General features: G+C 67.2%; 17 protein-coding genes. 11 read left to right on the forward strand and 6 right to left on the reverse strand.

The genetic code is table 11. The features are described 5' to 3' along the window. Positions 1–30: 30 nt before the first annotated feature. Entirely contained in the window at positions 31–2,277 is a 2,247-nt protein-coding gene (locus RNB18_RS39655) for a DUF6571 family protein (RefSeq protein WP_311718947.1), read from the forward strand. Beyond that, positions 2,270–2,842 carry a hypothetical protein gene (locus RNB18_RS39660; protein ID WP_311718948.1) on the forward strand — a complete coding sequence of 191 codons (573 nt, stop codon included), beginning with the start codon at positions 2,270–2,272 and terminating at the stop codon, positions 2,840–2,842. Before RNB18_RS39655 ends, RNB18_RS39660 begins: the two co-directional genes overlap by 8 nt. Positions 2,843–2,977: 135 nt before the next feature. Here the strand turns inward: RNB18_RS39660 and RNB18_RS39665 are convergent, their stop codons facing one another. Continuing rightward, positions 2,978–3,385, reverse strand: coding sequence for an ATP-binding protein (locus RNB18_RS39665; RefSeq protein WP_311718949.1), 408 nt, complete (start codon positions 3,383–3,385; stop codon positions 2,978–2,980). A 234-nt stretch (positions 3,386–3,619) separates the two neighbouring features. Between RNB18_RS39665 and RNB18_RS39670 the strand changes: the two genes are divergently transcribed. Then, positions 3,620–4,456 (forward strand): helix-turn-helix domain-containing protein, encoded by an 837-nt coding sequence (locus RNB18_RS39670; protein WP_311718950.1) that lies wholly within the window; start codon positions 3,620–3,622, stop codon positions 4,454–4,456. 8 nt (positions 4,457–4,464) lie between these two features. Then, the gene (locus tag RNB18_RS39675) at positions 4,465–4,674 is read left to right on the forward strand and encodes a DUF397 domain-containing protein (RefSeq protein ID WP_311718951.1); all 210 of its coding nucleotides are present in this window, start codon (positions 4,465–4,467) and stop codon (positions 4,672–4,674) included. A gap of 23 nt (positions 4,675–4,697) precedes the next feature. On the opposite strand, the gene mycP is transcribed toward RNB18_RS39675, so the two are convergent. The 3 genes from mycP to RNB18_RS39690 all read right to left on the reverse strand — a co-directional run bounded on the left by mycP (position 4,698) and on the right by RNB18_RS39690 (position 7,878). Then, positions 4,698–6,029: a type VII secretion-associated serine protease mycosin gene (mycP, locus tag RNB18_RS39680; RefSeq protein ID WP_311718953.1), complete on the reverse strand. Its 1,332-nt coding sequence runs from the start codon at positions 6,027–6,029 to the stop codon at positions 4,698–4,700. Between the two features lie 84 nt (positions 6,030–6,113). Continuing rightward, entirely contained in the window at positions 6,114–7,502 is a 1,389-nt protein-coding gene (locus tag RNB18_RS39685) for a hypothetical protein (protein ID WP_311718954.1), read from the reverse strand. Between the two features lie 55 nt (positions 7,503–7,557). After that, entirely contained in the window at positions 7,558–7,878 is a 321-nt protein-coding gene (locus tag RNB18_RS39690) for a hypothetical protein (RefSeq protein WP_311718956.1), read from the reverse strand. A 377-nt stretch (positions 7,879–8,255) separates the two neighbouring features. Between RNB18_RS39690 and RNB18_RS39695 the strand changes: the two genes are divergently transcribed. From RNB18_RS39695 to RNB18_RS39715, 5 genes are all read left to right on the forward strand, one after another. After that, positions 8,256–8,816, forward strand: a complete 561-nt coding sequence (locus RNB18_RS39695) for an SseB family protein (RefSeq protein ID WP_311718958.1) — start codon at positions 8,256–8,258, stop codon at positions 8,814–8,816. Then, positions 8,813–9,397, forward strand: a complete 585-nt coding sequence (locus tag RNB18_RS39700) for a hypothetical protein (RefSeq protein ID WP_311718959.1) — start codon at positions 8,813–8,815, stop codon at positions 9,395–9,397. The genes RNB18_RS39695 and RNB18_RS39700 overlap by 4 nt, the downstream gene beginning before the upstream one ends. Next, positions 9,397–11,403 carry a putative T7SS-secreted protein gene (locus RNB18_RS39705; protein ID WP_311718960.1) on the forward strand — a complete coding sequence of 669 codons (2,007 nt, stop codon included), beginning with the start codon at positions 9,397–9,399 and terminating at the stop codon, positions 11,401–11,403. Before RNB18_RS39700 ends, RNB18_RS39705 begins: the two co-directional genes overlap by 1 nt. Beyond that, positions 11,403–12,449 (forward strand): type VII secretion system-associated protein, encoded by a 1,047-nt coding sequence (locus tag RNB18_RS39710; protein ID WP_311718961.1) that lies wholly within the window; start codon positions 11,403–11,405, stop codon positions 12,447–12,449. The genes RNB18_RS39705 and RNB18_RS39710 overlap by 1 nt, the downstream gene beginning before the upstream one ends. Before the next feature lie 140 nt (positions 12,450–12,589). Beyond that, positions 12,590–13,570 carry an alpha/beta hydrolase gene (locus tag RNB18_RS39715; RefSeq protein ID WP_311718962.1) on the forward strand — a complete coding sequence of 327 codons (981 nt, stop codon included), beginning with the start codon at positions 12,590–12,592 and terminating at the stop codon, positions 13,568–13,570. 9 nt (positions 13,571–13,579) lie between these two features. Here RNB18_RS39715 and RNB18_RS39720 read toward each other — a convergent pair whose 3' ends face one another. Both RNB18_RS39720 and RNB18_RS39725 read right to left on the reverse strand, forming a co-directional pair. Next, positions 13,580–13,987, reverse strand: coding sequence for a hypothetical protein (locus tag RNB18_RS39720; RefSeq protein ID WP_311718963.1), 408 nt, complete (start codon positions 13,985–13,987; stop codon positions 13,580–13,582). A 137-nt stretch (positions 13,988–14,124) separates the two neighbouring features. Then, positions 14,125–14,487, reverse strand: coding sequence for a DUF192 domain-containing protein (locus RNB18_RS39725; RefSeq protein WP_311718964.1), 363 nt, complete (start codon positions 14,485–14,487; stop codon positions 14,125–14,127). A gap of 96 nt (positions 14,488–14,583) precedes the next feature. On the opposite strand from RNB18_RS39725, the gene RNB18_RS39730 reads away from it, so the two are divergent. Beyond that, positions 14,584–15,147, forward strand: coding sequence for a dihydrofolate reductase family protein (locus RNB18_RS39730; protein ID WP_311718965.1), 564 nt, complete (start codon positions 14,584–14,586; stop codon positions 15,145–15,147). A gap of 41 nt (positions 15,148–15,188) precedes the next feature. Beyond that, positions 15,189–16,061, forward strand: a complete 873-nt coding sequence (locus RNB18_RS39735; protein WP_311718966.1) for an LLM class flavin-dependent oxidoreductase — start codon at positions 15,189–15,191, stop codon at positions 16,059–16,061. Positions 16,062–16,084 lie beyond the last annotated feature (23 nt).

Consider the following 16,084-nt stretch of genomic DNA (forward strand, 5'->3'; position numbering starts at 1 on the left):
ATCACCACACCACGGGGACCCACCACAGCCATGCCGACGTACGAGCAGCTCTATCACCTGAACCTCAGCAACCTGAAGGCCGCCGCCGACCGCTGGAAGGAAACGGCCTCCAAGTTCAAGGGGCTGCACACCGCGTACGGCGACGAGGTCGCGGCGCCCTTCAAGCAGGCGGGCTGGCACCAGCCCGTTCTGACGGCGGCCAAGGCGGACAGCGATGTCCGCGCCGCCCACCAGGAGTTCGCGGACGCCCAGAAGGAGGCGGAGGGCATCGCCGGTGTCCTCGCCTCACTTCACACCGAGTTGCAGGCGGCCAGGACCAAGCTCCACAATCTCGCCGAAGTCGAAGCGCCGAAGCAGGAGTTGCACGTCAGCGCCAGCGGCGTCGTCACCCCGCGCAACGACCTCTCGCAGGACACCGGCGCCCGCCATGATCCTGACGGCCAGGCCCTCATCCGCGAGCAGCAACAGGCGTGCGACGCCTTCGCCCGCCGTATCGAAGCCGTCCTCCGGCAGGCCGCCGACGCCGACGAAACCGCCTGCTGGGCCCTGCGCCGCGACCTCGGCGGTTACACGGACAACTTCAATTCCAAGGTCGTCATGTCCTTGGACTCCGCCGACGCCACCCACGCGGCCGAGCTGATGAAGAAGGGCGACAAGCTCACCGACACGGAACTCACCGAGCTGAACCACCTGCTGAAGTCCAACCAGGGCGACGCGGAGTTCTCCACCAGCTTCTACAAGCAGCTCGGCCAGAAGGGCACCCTCCAGCTATACGGCCAGCTCGCGCTCCAGACCGCCGACGCAGGCGACGAACGCAAGGCGCTGCTCCAGGAGTTGCAGCGCAACATGGGCAACAACCTGGCTACCGCCACCAACCCGGGGAAGACCCCGCACCTGGATGAGCAGTGGACCGCCGACCTGCGCAAACTTGGCACCCAGCACATCGCGCTGTACCCGGACAGCATGCGCGAGGGCCCCTACGGCTACCAGCTCCTCGGCGGCATCCTCCGCTACGGCAACTACGACTCCTCCTTCCTCACCCCGATCGCGGAGCACGTCACCCAACTCCACGCCAGGGACCCGTACTTCTTCGCCGGAACGAAGTCCGACTTCGGAGGCTCGGACTACGGCTTCAATCCCTCGGGCAAGAACGGCGCGGGCTACGACCCGATGAACAGCGTCCTGGAGGCGTTGGGGCACAGCCCGCAGGCGGCCACCGACTACTTCACGCCACCTATGGAGAAGTACGCCGAGGACGGCACCCACAAGGGCGAGCTTGCCAACATCGACGGCGCGAACAGCTACTTGGACTACCTGGTCAACAAGGACTACGAGTCCTTCCCCGACATCACCGGGCACGACCCGGACGCCGCGAAGAAGTCCATGAACGACTTCCCGGACTCCTTGGGCCACGCCCTCGAAGCAGCCACCACGGGCCGTCCCGCCGGTGCCGACCCTTCCACGGGCCCGCTCGCGCACAGTGCGGACCAGGCGGCTCTCGCTTCCCAAGTGATCAATAAATTCAGTGGCCCTGATGCCGGCGGCCTCCTCAACAGCGACGACGGAACCGCCCCTTACGCGGCTGCCACTGACAGCCTTGGCAACATCGGCGCCGACTACATGGGTGACATCCAGCGCTCGATCAGCGGTCAGACGGGCCTGCCGGTTCAAGGTACGAGTGCTGATCTGGATCCCGAAGTGACCAAGGAGTTCCTCTATCAGGTCAGCCAGGACCCCGACGCCTACGCCGCCCTCACAGGTTCCCAGCAGGCCTACACCTCGGCGGTCATCGACGCGGAGATCAAGGGGCCGGACGACAGCGACGTCTCTCTCACGCAGCGCGTCTCCTCCGCCGCGCACCCGGGGGCCGAAGTCGCGGGCATCATGAGCGCTGCCCGTGCGCACGCCGTTCATGACACCCATGCGCACGGGGACGCCGAGTACAACGAAGGTGTGGACACGGCCAACAAGTGGGTGGGTCGCGGCTTGGGCCTGGCCACAGGTGCCATCAAGGTCCCCGTCGTCGGCGACGTCGCCGGCTGGGCGATCGAGGATATCCAGGAGAACGTGGCCAACAGGCTGTACCAGGACACTACCGGTGAGGCCCAAAGCGAGGCGGGCAGAAGCTACACCAGCGGTGAGTCGGCGCTGCGGGAGGCGGTCCGTGCTGACATCGCCCGTTCCGGAGGGAGCGAGAACTTGCAGGACGCTGTGGGCCGAGAGGTCGACCAGAGCCACGCCACCGGCGCCGAGTGGGGGGACCAGTACCATGGCTGACCGCCATTCCAGCCGCCGTATGGGCTGCGCAGTACTTTCTGTCACCGCGCTTCTGCTCACGGCCTGCTCTGGTGAGGAGAAGCCCGAAGTCGCATACGACTTGCCTGACACCTTGTGCGGAGCACACGTCGGGAAGAAGGCTGTCGAGCCCCTCTTTCCACCAGGGAGCAAGCTGACGCACACCGGCGACGCCCTCGGCAACGGAAAGTACGCCTCGGGGTGCGACTATGCGGTCGACAACGCCAAGACACTCCTCGTCAGCAGCTTCTTCCACGAGGACAGACCAACTGCCCGCCAGATCGCCGAGAAGAGGGCCAGCGATTACGGGGACGGGGACAAGAAGGTCACCGTCGACGCCTCTGGCAACATCGCCTTGTACTCCCGTGGTGCTGTGGCGGTGGCAGCGTGCCCCGGGTACTCGCCTGACGCGGACGATCTGCCCAGAACCAGTTTCTCTGTGGAGATCCTTGCCTTCTACCCCAAGGATCTATCCAAGGCGGACAAGACGCTCACGCAGCTGGTGAGAAAGCTTGTTCCGGTCGTGGCCAAGGCCAACAGCTGCTGATTCGGGAACTCGCGCACGAGGATCTGCGGCGTTCGGGCCCAGATCCACGTGACGGGGGCCCCAATTTGTCAGAAGGTGCTCTTCACCACCGATTTGGTCACCGACGGGCTCCGCGCCCAAGTCCCGTACGCACTGCTAGGCCGTGGCGAGTTCACACCACACGAGTTTGCCTCGGTTGCCGTGTCTGGACAGTGGCTGCCATCCCCACAGGTCGGCGCAAGCCAGTACCAGCGCCAGCCCACGCCCTTCTTCTGCTTCCTCGGAGAGGTTCAATGCGCCCGGTGGCTCGGGCGGTTCGGGGTCGGTGTCCCAAGCGCCGATTCTGAGGACGCCCGTCGACCAGGTGATCCGGAGGGCAGCCGGCCCCTTCGTATGGCGTACGGCGTTGGAGACCAGCTCCGCTGCAAGCAGTTCAGCGGTGTCGACCAGACGGATCAGGCCGTGCATCGTCAGGATCAGGCCAAGCGTCCGGCGGCTGATGGTGACCGCTCTGGGGTCGTTCGGGATGTACAGCGTGTACTCCCAAGGGGCGCTTTCGGGCATGCGGCAACTCCGCTTTCGTGCCGGGAGGGTCGGAGAGCTGCGGAGTGTCCGGCGGTGGCATTGCCACAGCCGTCGTGGCAGGACGGAGCGGTGCGCTTCCGGGATCCGGCGATTCCGCAGTGTGTGCGTCGCGTCACTGAAAGTAGACCTAAGATGTCATCCGCGACAAGGTGATTGCGTGATCCCGACCCGAACGGGTCTGTACGGCAGGTGCGTTGAATCGAGGAGTGAGCCATGGTCCTGAGGCGGGAACCCACAGCACGTCATCTGCGCCTGGCGGCCGAGCTGCGCAGGCTCCGTGAAGCCGCAGGGCTCTCCGCCACTGAAGCCGCAGCGCTGCTTGGAGTGAACAGAGTCCAGATGAGCCACATCGAGTCGGGGCTCACGGGTGTGAGTGAGCAACGACTGCGCCGACTGGCATCTCACTACGCCTGTACGTACGGGGACTTGATCGATGGCCTGGTCGCGATGGCCGTCGACCGGACTCGCGGCTGGTGGGAGGAGTACCGAGGTCGGCTCCCCTCGTCGTTCCTGGACATCGCCGAGTTGGAGCATCACGCCACCTATCGGCGTGACGTCGAGTTCCTTTTCATCCCGGGCCTACTCCAAACACCTGACTACGCCCGTGCCGCTTTCTCCTCCAGGGTTCCTGAGCTGCCCCAGACGGAACTCGAACTGCGCGTACAGCACCGATTGGAGCGGCAGCGGATCACCGTGCCCTACGAAGCGGTCGTGCACGAGGCGGCCCTGCGTATCAGGCCGGGTGACCGTGCTGCCTCGCGCAAGCAGCTCGCCCATGTGCTGGAGCGCTCCGAAGCCGATCACATCACTATGCGAGTGATCCCGTTCGACCTGGACGGCTTCGGCGGGACATGGTCCACCGTGATGCTGGTCGGCGGAGCTGTGCCCAGACTTGATACCGCCGTTCGTGATGCGCCGCACGGTACAGCGTTCGTTGATTCCGAAGCCCAACTCCACGTCTTTCGAACGCTTTTCCGTAGAATGAAGGCTGCGTCACTCGACCCCGAACGGTCCCGTGACTTCATCCACAGACTGGCCAAGGAACTGTGAGGCACCGCATGGCACCCTCTGGCAACTGGCGCAGGTCGTCCTACTCCGGCGGCGGCGATGGCAACAACTGCGTGGAGATAGCGAACTTGCCGACAATTGTTGCCATCCGAGATTCCAAGGACCCGGCCAGGGCAACGATCACTGTCCCGGTTGGTGCTTTCGCTCCCTTCGTCGGAGCTTTGAAAGCTCGCGCTACCAGTGACTTCGCGCCGTTCTGAGTTCGATCGCCCTCCGCCGACGGCTACTCCTGGGAGGGCAACTGGCTGTGGGGCGGGGTGGGCTGTTGCTGGTACGGATTGTGCGGCTGGGGTGATACTGGCTGGTGGTACGGGTTCTGCTGCGGGTAGGGCTGCTGGCCGTACTGCGGGTAGCCGATAGGAGTGCCAGGACCGGCGGGCCCGCCGTTGCTGTTCCTGTTTCGCCTGGATCGCTTCACGATCAGAAGGATGACCAGGCCGATGACGGCCAGTCCCGCGAGCCCGATGACGGCCCAGATGATCAGGGCCTTCTGGTCCGCCCTCTCCTGTTCTTCGGCGGATGCACCGAATGCAGGAGCGGTGGATTTCTCCTTTAGGGACTCCGGGACGGTCAGGGGGCCGTACTTCGAGCCGGCCGAGATGTTGTCCTTTAGCGCGGAGAGAGGCTGGATGATGCCGTATCCGTATCTCTTGTCCGGGAGAGACAGGCCCTTCTCGGAATCGGGCAGAGCCGCTGTCTTTACGAGGCGGTTGGCGATCTGGCCTGCCGTCAGGTCGGGGAACTTGGATCGGAGGAGGGCAGCCGCCGCCGAAGTGTAGGCGGCTGCATCTGATGTGCCGTTTGCTGCGTGGTAACCATTGTTGAGTCCATTTGCTGACACGATGTTGGTGCCAGGGGCCGTCAGTGACACGAAATCCCCAGGATTCGAGCCTTCCCAGATGAAGCCGCTGTTCTTTACGGCCCCTACGCCCAGTGCCCCGGGTGAGGCTGCGGGGTAACACGCACCACCTTTGTCATCTTCATTTCCTGACGCCCCGACAACCAGTACGTCATGCTTCAAGGCATATGCGACGGCGTCCGAAGTTCTATCTAGTTCCTCTTGACTGCTGGAATCGAAACACTGCGAGACGTTGATCACGGATGCGCCGTTATCAACTGCGTATCGGATGGAGGCCGGAAGTCCTGGTCCCTTAGTGCCGTAGTCCCGAACTGGCAGGATTTCCGCCTCAGGGGCCAAGCCCATCACTCCATCATTTGACCCATGTCCGTGGCCAGCGATGATTGAAGCCATGGCCGTGCCGTGATCTTGGTCTCGCCCGGGCTCCGGGGTTGCGCTACCTCCATCCAGGAAGTCCTTCCCCTTGAGCACGTTTCCCTGCAAGTCGAGGTGGCTGCTATTCACGCCGGTATCGATAACGGCAACGATGACGCCGCTTCCCTTGGAGATCTTCCATACGGATTCGGCATTGAGCGCTTTGAGCGCCCATTGATCTTCTCTGACCTGATCTGCTGCCGCGAGGGGAGCGGAGGCAAACAGAAACGCCCCGGCCAATGTGCTGCAGCCTGCTGTGCGAAGTGCCTGGGCGAAGCCCATTTGCCTGTCCTCTCTCGGGAGAGTGAGGGGCTGACTCCGGATGCCCCTCACCTTCCCACCAACTGTGGCGTCCCGCGCCGCTTACTACTCGATGACCCGAGGCGCCACGTTACGTTGCGGGGCCCAGGTCTCCTCGTCCTCGACCAGGTAGTCGGGACGCTGGCCCTCGCGCTGTTCGTCGTCCTCGACGCGACCAGTACGTGTACCAGGGGCTCCCACCAAGCCGCCTTTCCGAATGGCACTGGCTCCCCGTCCTGCAGCACCGCGGCTGCTGTGCAAACCAGACCCGCCAGCCGTGCTCCTGCCTGTGCCTGCACCGGCCTTGGGCTGGCCGCCGGTGATACCACCCGGCTGGCGGGCAGACCCTCCGGAGCGTGCGCTTACTGCGGCACCCGCACCTCCACGACCAACCGTTCCACCCACCCCTCCACGGTTCGCCATGCCGCCCATACCGGGGCGGCCGCCCCCGGCTCCGCGAGCACTGCCGACACCAGCCGCGCCGCCGACGAAGCCGGCTCCGCCGCCCATGGCGCCGCTACCAGTGGACCCACCGCCGACGACGCCCCCGCCGCCGACCGACGGAGTGCTTGTGCGCCCACCGGAGATTCCGTCAATTGCTGTGCCTACGTCCTGGGTCGGCCCCGTCGGCTGGTGCGCGCCGCCTGTGATACCTGAAGGCGGAATCACCGATTTCGGCTGGTTGGTCGTGCCCGTCTGGGCGTGCCGGGCTGTACTGGCTGCCGCGCTCTGCGGACTTCGAGGCGAGCTGGCCGATGGGATGACGACTGGAGTGGGCGTAATACCGCCGGGGTCCCCCGGGTAGTCATGACTCTCTTCTTTCACTGGCCGCTTATTCCATGACCCCATAGCCTTGGCCTGCGAATTATAAGAAGCCCCCAACGTCTCCATCTTCGCCGCCATGGCAAGCTGCGCCTCCCGCCCCGCCGACAGATCGTCATGGTTGCGGTCGAGTACTTCCTGTGCGCCCTTCCCGGCGGCGATGTCCTTGTCCGTGCCCTCCCCGCTGCGCGTGAATCCATCGCCCGCAGAATTGAGGAAGCTGGAGACCCTCCCCGGCTTCTCCATCGCCAGGACGTCGTCCTTGACCTTGCCCAGCGTGTAAGCGGCATTCGCCATGGCGAGCGACGTGTGCCCGGCATACTTCGCGGTGTCGCCGATGCTCTTGCTGACCTGCGTGGCCTTCGCGGCGAATCCGTCGGCGGCGGCGCCCTTCCAGTGTTCCTGGATGCGGGCGACCTCCTTCTCGAAGTCGCGCTGGATCGTGGTCAGTTGAGCCTGGACGCCCTTCCAGCCCGTCACGACGCCCTCCACGAGGTCCGGTCTGGCGTGGCGGACCATGGCCTGCATCTCGTCCATGTTCTTGCCGCCGGAGAAGGGTGTCGAGTGCTTCTCGTTGAAGCACCGGTTCATCTCGACGTAGTCGTAGTCGATGTACTTGTCGCCCTCAGCCATACGCCCTTGCCCCCTTGTTACTTCGTACATCAGCCCGCATCGCGCTCATGGACCGCTACTGTCCCGCGTTCGGGAAGCTCGCCTGCGCCGCGTAGTCCGAGTCCTGGTACGCCCCGTGCGTGTACTTCGTCTTGCGGCCGAACTCGTCCATGACCGTGTTGAGGTACTTCACGACGTCCTCGATGTACGTCTTCATCTCGTTGTGGGCGTTGGCGAGTTTGTGGGCCTCGTCGAATCCGGTTCCGAGGGCGCCTTCCGGGAGATACGTGTTGGTCGCCGTGTCCGTGTTCGCCTTGCCGAGATCACTCAGCACCTGGTTCAGTGCGGAGACGGTCTTCTCGAGTTCGTCGAGATCGACCCTCACTTCTTCGGCCATGCCCAGCTCCCCGTTGACTTCGCTGCGTCACTCGCGGTCGGTCGCGCGTGTCGTGCTCGTGTCACGACCGGTGGCGGACGCACCCCGCTCCGACCAGCCCTGACCTGCCCCAACTCTACCGGTGACCACTGACAGAACGAACATCACAACGTTCCGTCACGAGACCACGATGAACTCAACTCACCTTGCACACATGCAAGATTCAAGGCGGCGCGCGCATCGCCCGCACAGTCGGCAAGGGCAACTGCACCAGCCCGTTCCGGAATTGCCTGGCTTGCTGTCGGCCGGGGCAACGCCCGTCCCACCCGGTTGGACTCGCGCGTGATCACCATGATGTGCTTTCGCGCATCACATGATCAGCCACGAGGTGACCACGCATGAAGGCGGATGTGGCCAACAGCCCGACGGGTGGCGTGGGTGCACTCGAACGGGCAACGCTGGCCGCCGAGATCCACGACCTGTACGACGGACAGGGCGACGGCGACAGGCTGCTCGCGGCCTTCCGCGCGGCGGCGCTCTACGTGCCCTTCGCCGCGGTCGATGCCGACCGTGATCCCGAGACCAGCGTCGCGGATGCCGATGACGCCCAGGACCAAGCCATGTGCTCCGGCGAAGCCGACGGCGTCCGCTGGCTGTACGCCTTCACCTCCACCGCCGAACTGGAACGTTTCGCACGCGCCCGCGCCGAGGCGGGCACCGACCCCGGGTGGGCGAGCGGCCGTATCCGCTACTGGACGGTGCTCGGCTCCCGGCTGCTCGACATCGCCGTACCCGCCGCCGTGGCCGAGAGCCGTACGCCCGCCGGAGTAGCGGTGGACGTGGGTGGCATCCGGCCGCTCCTCCTTCCTCCGCTGTCCGGTGTCGTACCGGACCAGGTGGCGGTGGATCTCATCGACCGGACTCCAGGGGCCAGGCCTCGTAGCGCAGGAGAAGCGTGAGCAACGGTTACGAAGGGGACCCCGAGGTCCTCAAGCAGGCCGCCAAGGGCATCAACCAGACCATCGAGGAGCTCCAGGACGTCGGCATGGTCGGCGGGGGCGCGGTCGGACGCGGCTTCGGCAGCCTCGGGTTGACGCAGCTGCAGATGGGACACACCGGGCTGGCCAAGGCCTTCGCCACGTTCGCGGAGCGCTGGGAGTGGGGGGTGAAGGCGCTGGTCGACGAGGGCAATGAGATCGCGGAGAAGCTAGATCTCTCGGCCGGTTACTACCACGAGGCCGAGGAGTACGCGATCGGCGTCACCAAGGACTACGTCGTGGCCACCTTTGGCGATCCGGCCGTCTCCGGAGAGGACGCGGAGCGGATGTCGTGGGGCCAGGTCGGTGCGTCGGCGAAGGGGAGTTGGACGCCGGATCTCTCCCAGCAGTCGGCCTCCGAGTCCCTGCAGCAGATGGGGCAGAGCTGGCAGGCCACCGAGGAGGACCTGACCACCAGCGGTCAGTACGGCACGCAGCTGCGGGCCGGCGGAGAGTTCGTGCGGGAGTCGGTGGAGGCCGTCACACCTGAGGACGGCGACTGATGGGCGTCCTGGGGGAGCTGGGGGACCTGGCCGACGGCGTCAAGCAGGGCGTCTCCGACGGAGTCAACGCGACCGCGGGCGTGGTGGGCGACAGCCTGGACGGGGTCGGGCTGAAGTCCGCCGGGGAAAAGGTCCGCGACGGCGCCGAATACCTCACCGGGGCGGTCGGCGCCGAGGTGCCCGAGCGGGAGCTGGGTGAGACCGACGAGCCGGGCGAGCTGATCCACGGCTCGACCGGGGACATCGAGGAGGCCGTCCGGCATCTGAAGGCCTTCGCCACCGCCTTTGAGAGCGTCGGGCAGGCACTGAAGAAGCTCGACCCGGGCCACTGGACCGGAACCGCCGCCGAGTCCTTCCGGGAGTCCTTCACCACTCACCCCAAGAAGTGGCTCACCGCGGCCGACGCCTGTACGGCCGCGGCGCAGGCACTGGCGTCGTACGCCGACACGGTTTCCTGGGCGCGCGGGCAGGCGGGCGAGGCGATCGAGAAGTGGCGGGCCGCGGAGGCGAAGAGCACCGCGGCCCGGCAGAAGTACGACCAGCAGTTCTGGGACTACCAGTCCGCCCTGACCGTCGGCTCCCTGTCGGGCTCCGACGCCGTAACCCCCACCGACCCGGGGGACTTCGTGGACCCGGGAGAAGTCGACCGCGGGGCGGCCCGGGAGAGGCTCAGGGACGCCCGCCACACACGGGACTCCGCCGCCGAGAACGCCGCGACCAAGGTGACCAGCGCGTTCGAGGCGGCCCCTGCCGAGCCCGGTGCCTGGGCCAGGTTCAAGGCCGGCCTGATCGACGCTCCCATGGCCGTGAACATGGAGCTGGAGCACTTCGCCGGCGGTTTCCTCAAGGGCGGGATCGGGCTGACCCGCATGATGCGGACGGTCAACCCGCTGGACCCGTACAACCTCACCCACCCGTCGCAGTACCTGCGGAACGTCTCCATCACCGGCATGGGTCTGCTCACTTCGGCCAACCACCCGGTGCGCACCGCCAAGTCGATGGCCGGCTCCGGTTGGTCGACGGATCCGTCCGAGGCGTTCGGCACCTTCAGTTTCGAGGTCGGCCTGGACTTGCTCACGGGCGGCGCGGGTGCGGGTGCGGGCGCGGCTCGCCGCACGGTCGCCGCGGGCGTGAAGGACTCCATGGAGACGGGGCTGGAGCGGGGCGCCCGCGAGGGGGTCGGGACGGCAGCCGAGAGCGCGGGCGAATCGGCCGCGAGGAACGTGGCGAAGGACGGCTTGCCGGACGGCTGGACCTTCAAGCGCGCCCAGGAGGCCGCGGACGCCACGGCGGATGCCGCCAAGGACGTCACCCGGGACAAGTGGGACAAACCCGCCGACCCCGCGGGCGGTTCACCGGCTGCGGAGGCCGATGCCCAAAGCGCTCCCGCGGGGCGGGACGGCCTCCCGGACTCCGCCAAGCACAACTCGGCGATGGCAGAGATCTCCGAAGGCGCGGTCACGTTCAGAAGCAGTGAGGGCGCGATGCAGTACGGCGCCAAGCACTGGAACGAGTACGCGGAGGGCCTGCCGAACGACGTGAAGGAGTCGGTGAAGAGCTACACGGAGACCGGACATCTGCGCGTCAACGGGTTCCTGCGAGGCGAGAAGTACTACGACACCCCGGAGGTACACCAGCAGATCGAGCACCTGGACAAGGCGCTCGCCGGCAAACCGTTGCCTGAGGACGTCGTCGTCGACCGCAGCACGAACCTGGAACACTTCTTCGAGAAAATGGGTGAGCACGACCCGTTGAAGATGGTCGGTAGGAACTTCACGGATGACGGCTACATGTCCACCTCGCTGGGAGGGGCCGTATCCGAGTCCAGGGCCGCCGTCCTCCATCTGCGAGTGCCCGCGGAAACCCCCGGCCTGTGGGTGGAGAAGGTGGGCGCCTACGGTGCCGGAGAGCGTGAGCTGCTGCTCGGCCGCGGCAGCGAATACAAGATCACCGAGGCGTTCGAGGACGCCAACGGGAAGTGGCAGATCTACGGGGAGATTCACTGATGAGCGAGCAGCGCCGGCCGGACGGCCATTTCGGGGAGAGGCCGTCTTCTGCGATGTCGCAGGATCTGCGCGTACGGCTGACAGGCGGGGTGGAAGACTATCCACACCATGCCGACGGTCCCGTGCAGTACGTCGTGGTGGCCTACATGGCGGGGATTCTGCTGGCTGTGTACGCATCGGATGCGGAGGGTGCCCTTGGCTACGTCGTGCGCCCGGAGCTGGGGCCCGATGCCAGTAACTCCGCCAGCTTCTGGCTTCCCCTGATGCGGTCCGCGTGGGTGCGGAGGACGCCCCCCACCGAGGCGTTGGCCGAGATGGTGGCGGTGGCGCAGCGGGACGGGCTTCCGTTCCAGGCGTGGGTGGTGCCCGGCCCGTGGCGGGAGGCTCCCAGCCTGGCAGCCCTCAAAGAAGAGATCGTCGGCGACGGCAAGTGGGACCGGAGCCCGCGCAACCTGAAGCTGAACGTGTATCCGGTGATCCCCTTCCGCGGTCCGAAGATGCTCGCCCCCGAGGTGACCGAGGTCATGCGGTATGTCGCCCGGCGTCAGCCCGGCAAGGTGATCTTCGCCATCGATCCGGCATACGACCCGCACGGCGAGGTCCCGGAAGAGAGGATGCTCGGCGGCTGGGCCATCGACGAGAACGGCGAGATCGGCGAGTTCCGCTTCAACCCCACCTATGAGCCCACACTCACCGCGCTGCGGTACCGTCCGCCGGAGAACGAGGTCGAGCGTACGCTCCAAGCCCTGGACTCGCGCCGCGGCACCCCCGAGGCACTCCTGGACGCCTTCCGCGAAGGCACGTTGCTGGTCTCCGTCGACGAGGACGGCAAGCAACTCCGCTTCCGTCAGCGCGACGACGGCGAGCGCATCCTGGACGTCTACACCAGCACCCAGTACGTCCCGGACGACGGTCGGCAGGTGCGGGCGATGAACGGGGGCGAACTCGCCAAGGGCCTGTTCGGCTGCTACGTCGCGATCAACCCCGGCAGTCGCGCCAACATCTCGATCCCGTCGTCCGACCTCGCGGTCAGCGCGTTCGGCTGACGGCGGCGGTACGACAGTTCGGCGCCGCACTCGCCTTCCCGCTGGGCGGGCTCGTCGGGCCGTCGGTGTCGGCAAGTACACCCTCGACCGGGTGTGCAGGGCCATCGTGTGACACCGAGGGGATTCCTAGCCTCATCGGTATGACTGACAACAAGAACCCTCATCCCGAAGGAACTTCGCGGCGCCGGGCCTTACGGGGCTTCGCCGGTGTGGCGGGTGCCGCCGCACTCGCCACAGGTACAGGGGCGGGAACCGCGCACGCGACCGGCACCGCCGGTGGCGTACGGACGTACGTCCTCGTCCACGGCACCCACAGCGCGGCCGCGTTCTGGACGGCGATCGGCAGGGAGCTCGCACTGCGCGGGCACCGGGTCGTCGCCGTGGACCAACCCCTGCACGGCACCGAGAAGTTCATCCCGAAGGCCTACCAGGCTCAGGACTTGCGCGCCCTCGCGACCGAGCCCTCGCCCGTCGCCGCCCTCACCCTCGACGACTTCGAGCGCCGCGTCACCGGCGCGGTCCGCCGCGCCGCCCGCCTCGGCGGCCCGGTCGTCCTCGTGGGCCACAGCATGGGCGGCCTCTCGGTGAGCCGGGTCGCCGACGCCGTACCCGAACTCCTCTCCCACATCTGCTACATGGCCGCCTTCTGCCCGAGCCGCACCATGCCGTCCCTGATGGACTGCGCGTCCTCCCCGGAGGGGCAGCACGCCCTCACCCCGTTGCACCAGGTCGGCGACCCGGAGAAGCTGGGGGTGCTGCGCCTCAACTGGCGCACCTCCGACCGTCGTGAACTGGCCGCCTTCAAGGAGATGATCTGCGCGGACCACACGGACGCGCAGTTCCTGCGAGTGCTGGAGGGAATGCAGACCGACGAGTCGATGACGGCGTACGCGGACCGGGCGGTGGGCCGAGCGACCACCTGGGGCCGCCTCCCGCGCACCTATCTGCGCTTCGGCAAGGACAGGACCCTGGCCACGCAACTCCAGGACCGCATGATCGCGGAGGCCGACGAACTCACCCCGCACAACCGCTTCACGGTCCACAACTTCCCGAACGCGGGCCACCTGGGTCCCCCGGACCCCACCCGCGTGACGGACGCCCTCCACGGCCTGCCGCTGTGAGAACCACGTCTACGTGACGATGAGCAGAACGATCCACATGACGGCGGCGAGAATCGGCAGCGCATAGGCGATCAAGGGCATCGCGCTGGGACCGGGGATGCGGCTGGCTCTATAGGTTTCCGCATAGTCCGGCAGGCGCTCGGCAGTACGTCGTTGGATGGCCCGGTTGTAGCGGTGATACCGGTGTCCCACGTATGCCCAGACGGCGGTGAGCGCGAGCCCGAAGCCGGCCAGGACACGTGCTGCCGCGTGAGTGGTGCCCGATGTGGCGGTGGTGCTGTAGGCCACCGCCAGGAGGGATTGTGCGACGAGGAACAGGTTGCCGCGCTGGAAGACCATGGTGTCGGTGTGGAGGTGGTGCGCCCACAGCCGGGCGTCCGCGTCTCGCCGCTGTCCGTCGCTCTCTGGCGTCGCCATGCGGCAGGTCTGCCCGCAGCTTCTGGGAAACAGTCGGCTCCGGCCAGGCTCACGGAAGCACCGCCCAGCGTGAACCTGGCAGTACACCCTGTGGCGGCGGCAGAGGCCTGCTGATAGGGACGCGACGCGTCCGCCGCCTACTCCACCGCGATCTCCACCCGCACCCCCACCCGCACCCCCCACCCCTCCATCGCCCCCGCCTCCGCCTCCAGCACATGCCGGGAGCGCAGCCGCGGCAGCCCCAGTCGCCCCGGCTTCATCGTGCGTACGGCGATGACGCGGAGCCGGCGGTCGAGGTAGGCGACGTCGATGGGGAAGCGCATCCGGAAGGTGTGCACACTGCCCGCGGGGGAGAGGAGCAGAGCCCCGTCGACGGAGTCCCGCCCCAGCAGTCCCTTCGTCCGGGCGCGGTAGGAGGTCGCGATCTCCAGCGGTACGGCGAACCCCTCCCGCTCCCCGTGCACGATCAGCTTCCCGCGGCCGTCCTGCCAACGCCCCATCCCGGAGCCACCTCCAAGCCGTGGAGTTCCCACGCCGTCCGTGCCGGTCCCCGTACCGTGGGAGATCCTCTCTCTTCTGCCCAGGTCAGGTGTCCGATGCGAAAAATCGTCCTGATGATGTCCGTATCCCTCGACGGCTACATCGAGGGCCCCGACCGGGACATCAGCTGGCACCGTGTCGACGACGAACTGCACACGCACATGAACGCCACGGTCGGGAGCATGGGCGGACTCCTCCACGGCCGGGTCGTCTACGAGCTCATGGCCGACTACTGGCCCACCGCCGACGCCGACCCCGACGCCCCCGCATCCGTCCGGGAGTTCGCCCCGATCTGGCGGGATCTCCCCAAGGTCGTCTACTCCCGGACCCTCACGAAGGTCGACTGGAACTCCACCCTCGTCCGTGAGGTCGTACCGGAAGAGGTCCGGGCACTGAAGGAGCAGCCCGGCGGTGATCTCGCGCTGGGCGGGGCCGACGTGGGGGAGACCTTTCTGCGGTACGGCCTCGTCGACGAGCTGCGGATCTACGTCCACCCCGTTCTCATCGGCCGGGGCAAGCCCCTCTTCCCGCACACCGACACGCTGACCTCCCTCCGGCTCGTCGAGTCGCACACCTTCGGCAACGGCGTCGTACTGCTGCGGTACGAGCCGACGCCGTAAAGAAGTTGTCCTGTCCCTTCTCCCTGGGTAGGAAGGGCCGCATGACCGAACTCGGCGCTGTGTTCCGTCCCCAACTCCCTCCCGAGCGGCTGCGGGCCCTCGCCCGGCTCGCGGACGAGACGGGGCTCGAAGAGCTCTGGCTGTGGGAGGACTGCTTCCGGGAGGGCGGGATCTCCACCGCCGCTGCCGCCCTCGCGTGGACCGAGCGGGTGCGGATCGGTGTCGGCCTGCTCCCTGTGCCCCTGCGGAACGTCGCCATCACGGCGATGGAGGCGGCCACCCTGCACCGGATGTTCCCGGGGCGGGCGGTCCTCGGTATCGGCCATGGAGTGCAGGACTGGATGGGGCAGGTGGGAGCGCGGGCGGAGTCGCCGCTCACCCTGCTGCGCGAGCACCTCGTCGCACTGCGAGCCCTGTTGGGAGGCGAGAGCGTCAGCACCCGGGGGCGGTACGTCTCGCTGGACGACGTCGCCCTCGACTGGCCGCCCGAGGGTCCCGTCGAGGTACTCACCGGGGCCACCGGCCCGCGCACCCTCCGCCTCGCGGGCGAGGCCGCCGACGGCACGGTGCTCACCGCCAACACCCCGCCCGAGGGTGTCCGCCGGGCCCGTCTGCTCATCGACGAGGGACGGCAGAGGGCGGGGCGGACGGATCGGCACCGGATCGTGGTCTACCTCCTCACCGCCACCGGGCCCGATGCGGCCGCCCGGCTGCGCGCCGAACTCACCGACGAGGGCGTCGCGGACGTCCCCGACCTCGGCGTCGCCGGGGACGCGGGAGCGGTCGCCAAGGCCGTCCAGCGACTGGCCGACGCCGGCGCCGACACGGTCGTCCTCCAGCCGACGGCCGACGAACCCGACCCGGAGGGTTTCGTACGGTTCGCCGCGGAGGACGTCCGGCCCCTGCTGCCCTGACCCGCTGGGCGAAAAAAGTCAGC

Origin of the sequence: Streptomyces doebereineriae (assembly GCF_031845645.1) — a bacterium.
Taxonomy (GTDB): Bacteria; Actinomycetota; Actinomycetes; order Streptomycetales; family Streptomycetaceae; genus Streptomyces; species Streptomyces canus.

Excerpts from the sequence above, each read along its gene's own strand:
- RNB18_RS39655 (WP_311718947.1), top strand. The coding sequence starts at position 31 with ATGCCGACGTACGAGCAGCTCTATCACCTGAACCTCAGCAACCTGAAG.
- RNB18_RS39660 (WP_311718948.1), top strand. The coding sequence starts at position 2,270 with ATGGCTGACCGCCATTCCAGCCGCCGTATGGGCTGCGCAGTACTTTCT.
- RNB18_RS39665 (WP_311718949.1), bottom strand. The coding sequence starts at position 3,385 with ATGCCCGAAAGCGCCCCTTGGGAGTACACGCTGTACATCCCGAACGAC.
- RNB18_RS39670 (WP_311718950.1), top strand. The coding sequence starts at position 3,620 with ATGGTCCTGAGGCGGGAACCCACAGCACGTCATCTGCGCCTGGCGGCC.
- RNB18_RS39675 (WP_311718951.1), top strand. The coding sequence starts at position 4,465 with ATGGCACCCTCTGGCAACTGGCGCAGGTCGTCCTACTCCGGCGGCGGC.
- mycP (WP_311718953.1), bottom strand. The coding sequence starts at position 6,029 with ATGGGCTTCGCCCAGGCACTTCGCACAGCAGGCTGCAGCACATTGGCC.
- RNB18_RS39685 (WP_311718954.1), bottom strand. The coding sequence starts at position 7,502 with ATGGCTGAGGGCGACAAGTACATCGACTACGACTACGTCGAGATGAAC.
- RNB18_RS39690 (WP_311718956.1), bottom strand. The coding sequence starts at position 7,878 with ATGGCCGAAGAAGTGAGGGTCGATCTCGACGAACTCGAGAAGACCGTC.
- RNB18_RS39695 (WP_311718958.1), top strand. The coding sequence starts at position 8,256 with ATGAAGGCGGATGTGGCCAACAGCCCGACGGGTGGCGTGGGTGCACTC.
- RNB18_RS39705 (WP_311718960.1), top strand. The coding sequence starts at position 9,397 with ATGGGCGTCCTGGGGGAGCTGGGGGACCTGGCCGACGGCGTCAAGCAG.
- RNB18_RS39710 (WP_311718961.1), top strand. The coding sequence starts at position 11,403 with ATGAGCGAGCAGCGCCGGCCGGACGGCCATTTCGGGGAGAGGCCGTCT.
- RNB18_RS39715 (WP_311718962.1), top strand. The coding sequence starts at position 12,590 with ATGACTGACAACAAGAACCCTCATCCCGAAGGAACTTCGCGGCGCCGG.
- RNB18_RS39720 (WP_311718963.1), bottom strand. The coding sequence starts at position 13,987 with ATGGCGACGCCAGAGAGCGACGGACAGCGGCGAGACGCGGACGCCCGG.
- RNB18_RS39725 (WP_311718964.1), bottom strand. The coding sequence starts at position 14,487 with ATGGGGCGTTGGCAGGACGGCCGCGGGAAGCTGATCGTGCACGGGGAG.
- RNB18_RS39730 (WP_311718965.1), top strand. The coding sequence starts at position 14,584 with ATGCGAAAAATCGTCCTGATGATGTCCGTATCCCTCGACGGCTACATC.
- RNB18_RS39735 (WP_311718966.1), top strand. The coding sequence starts at position 15,189 with ATGACCGAACTCGGCGCTGTGTTCCGTCCCCAACTCCCTCCCGAGCGG.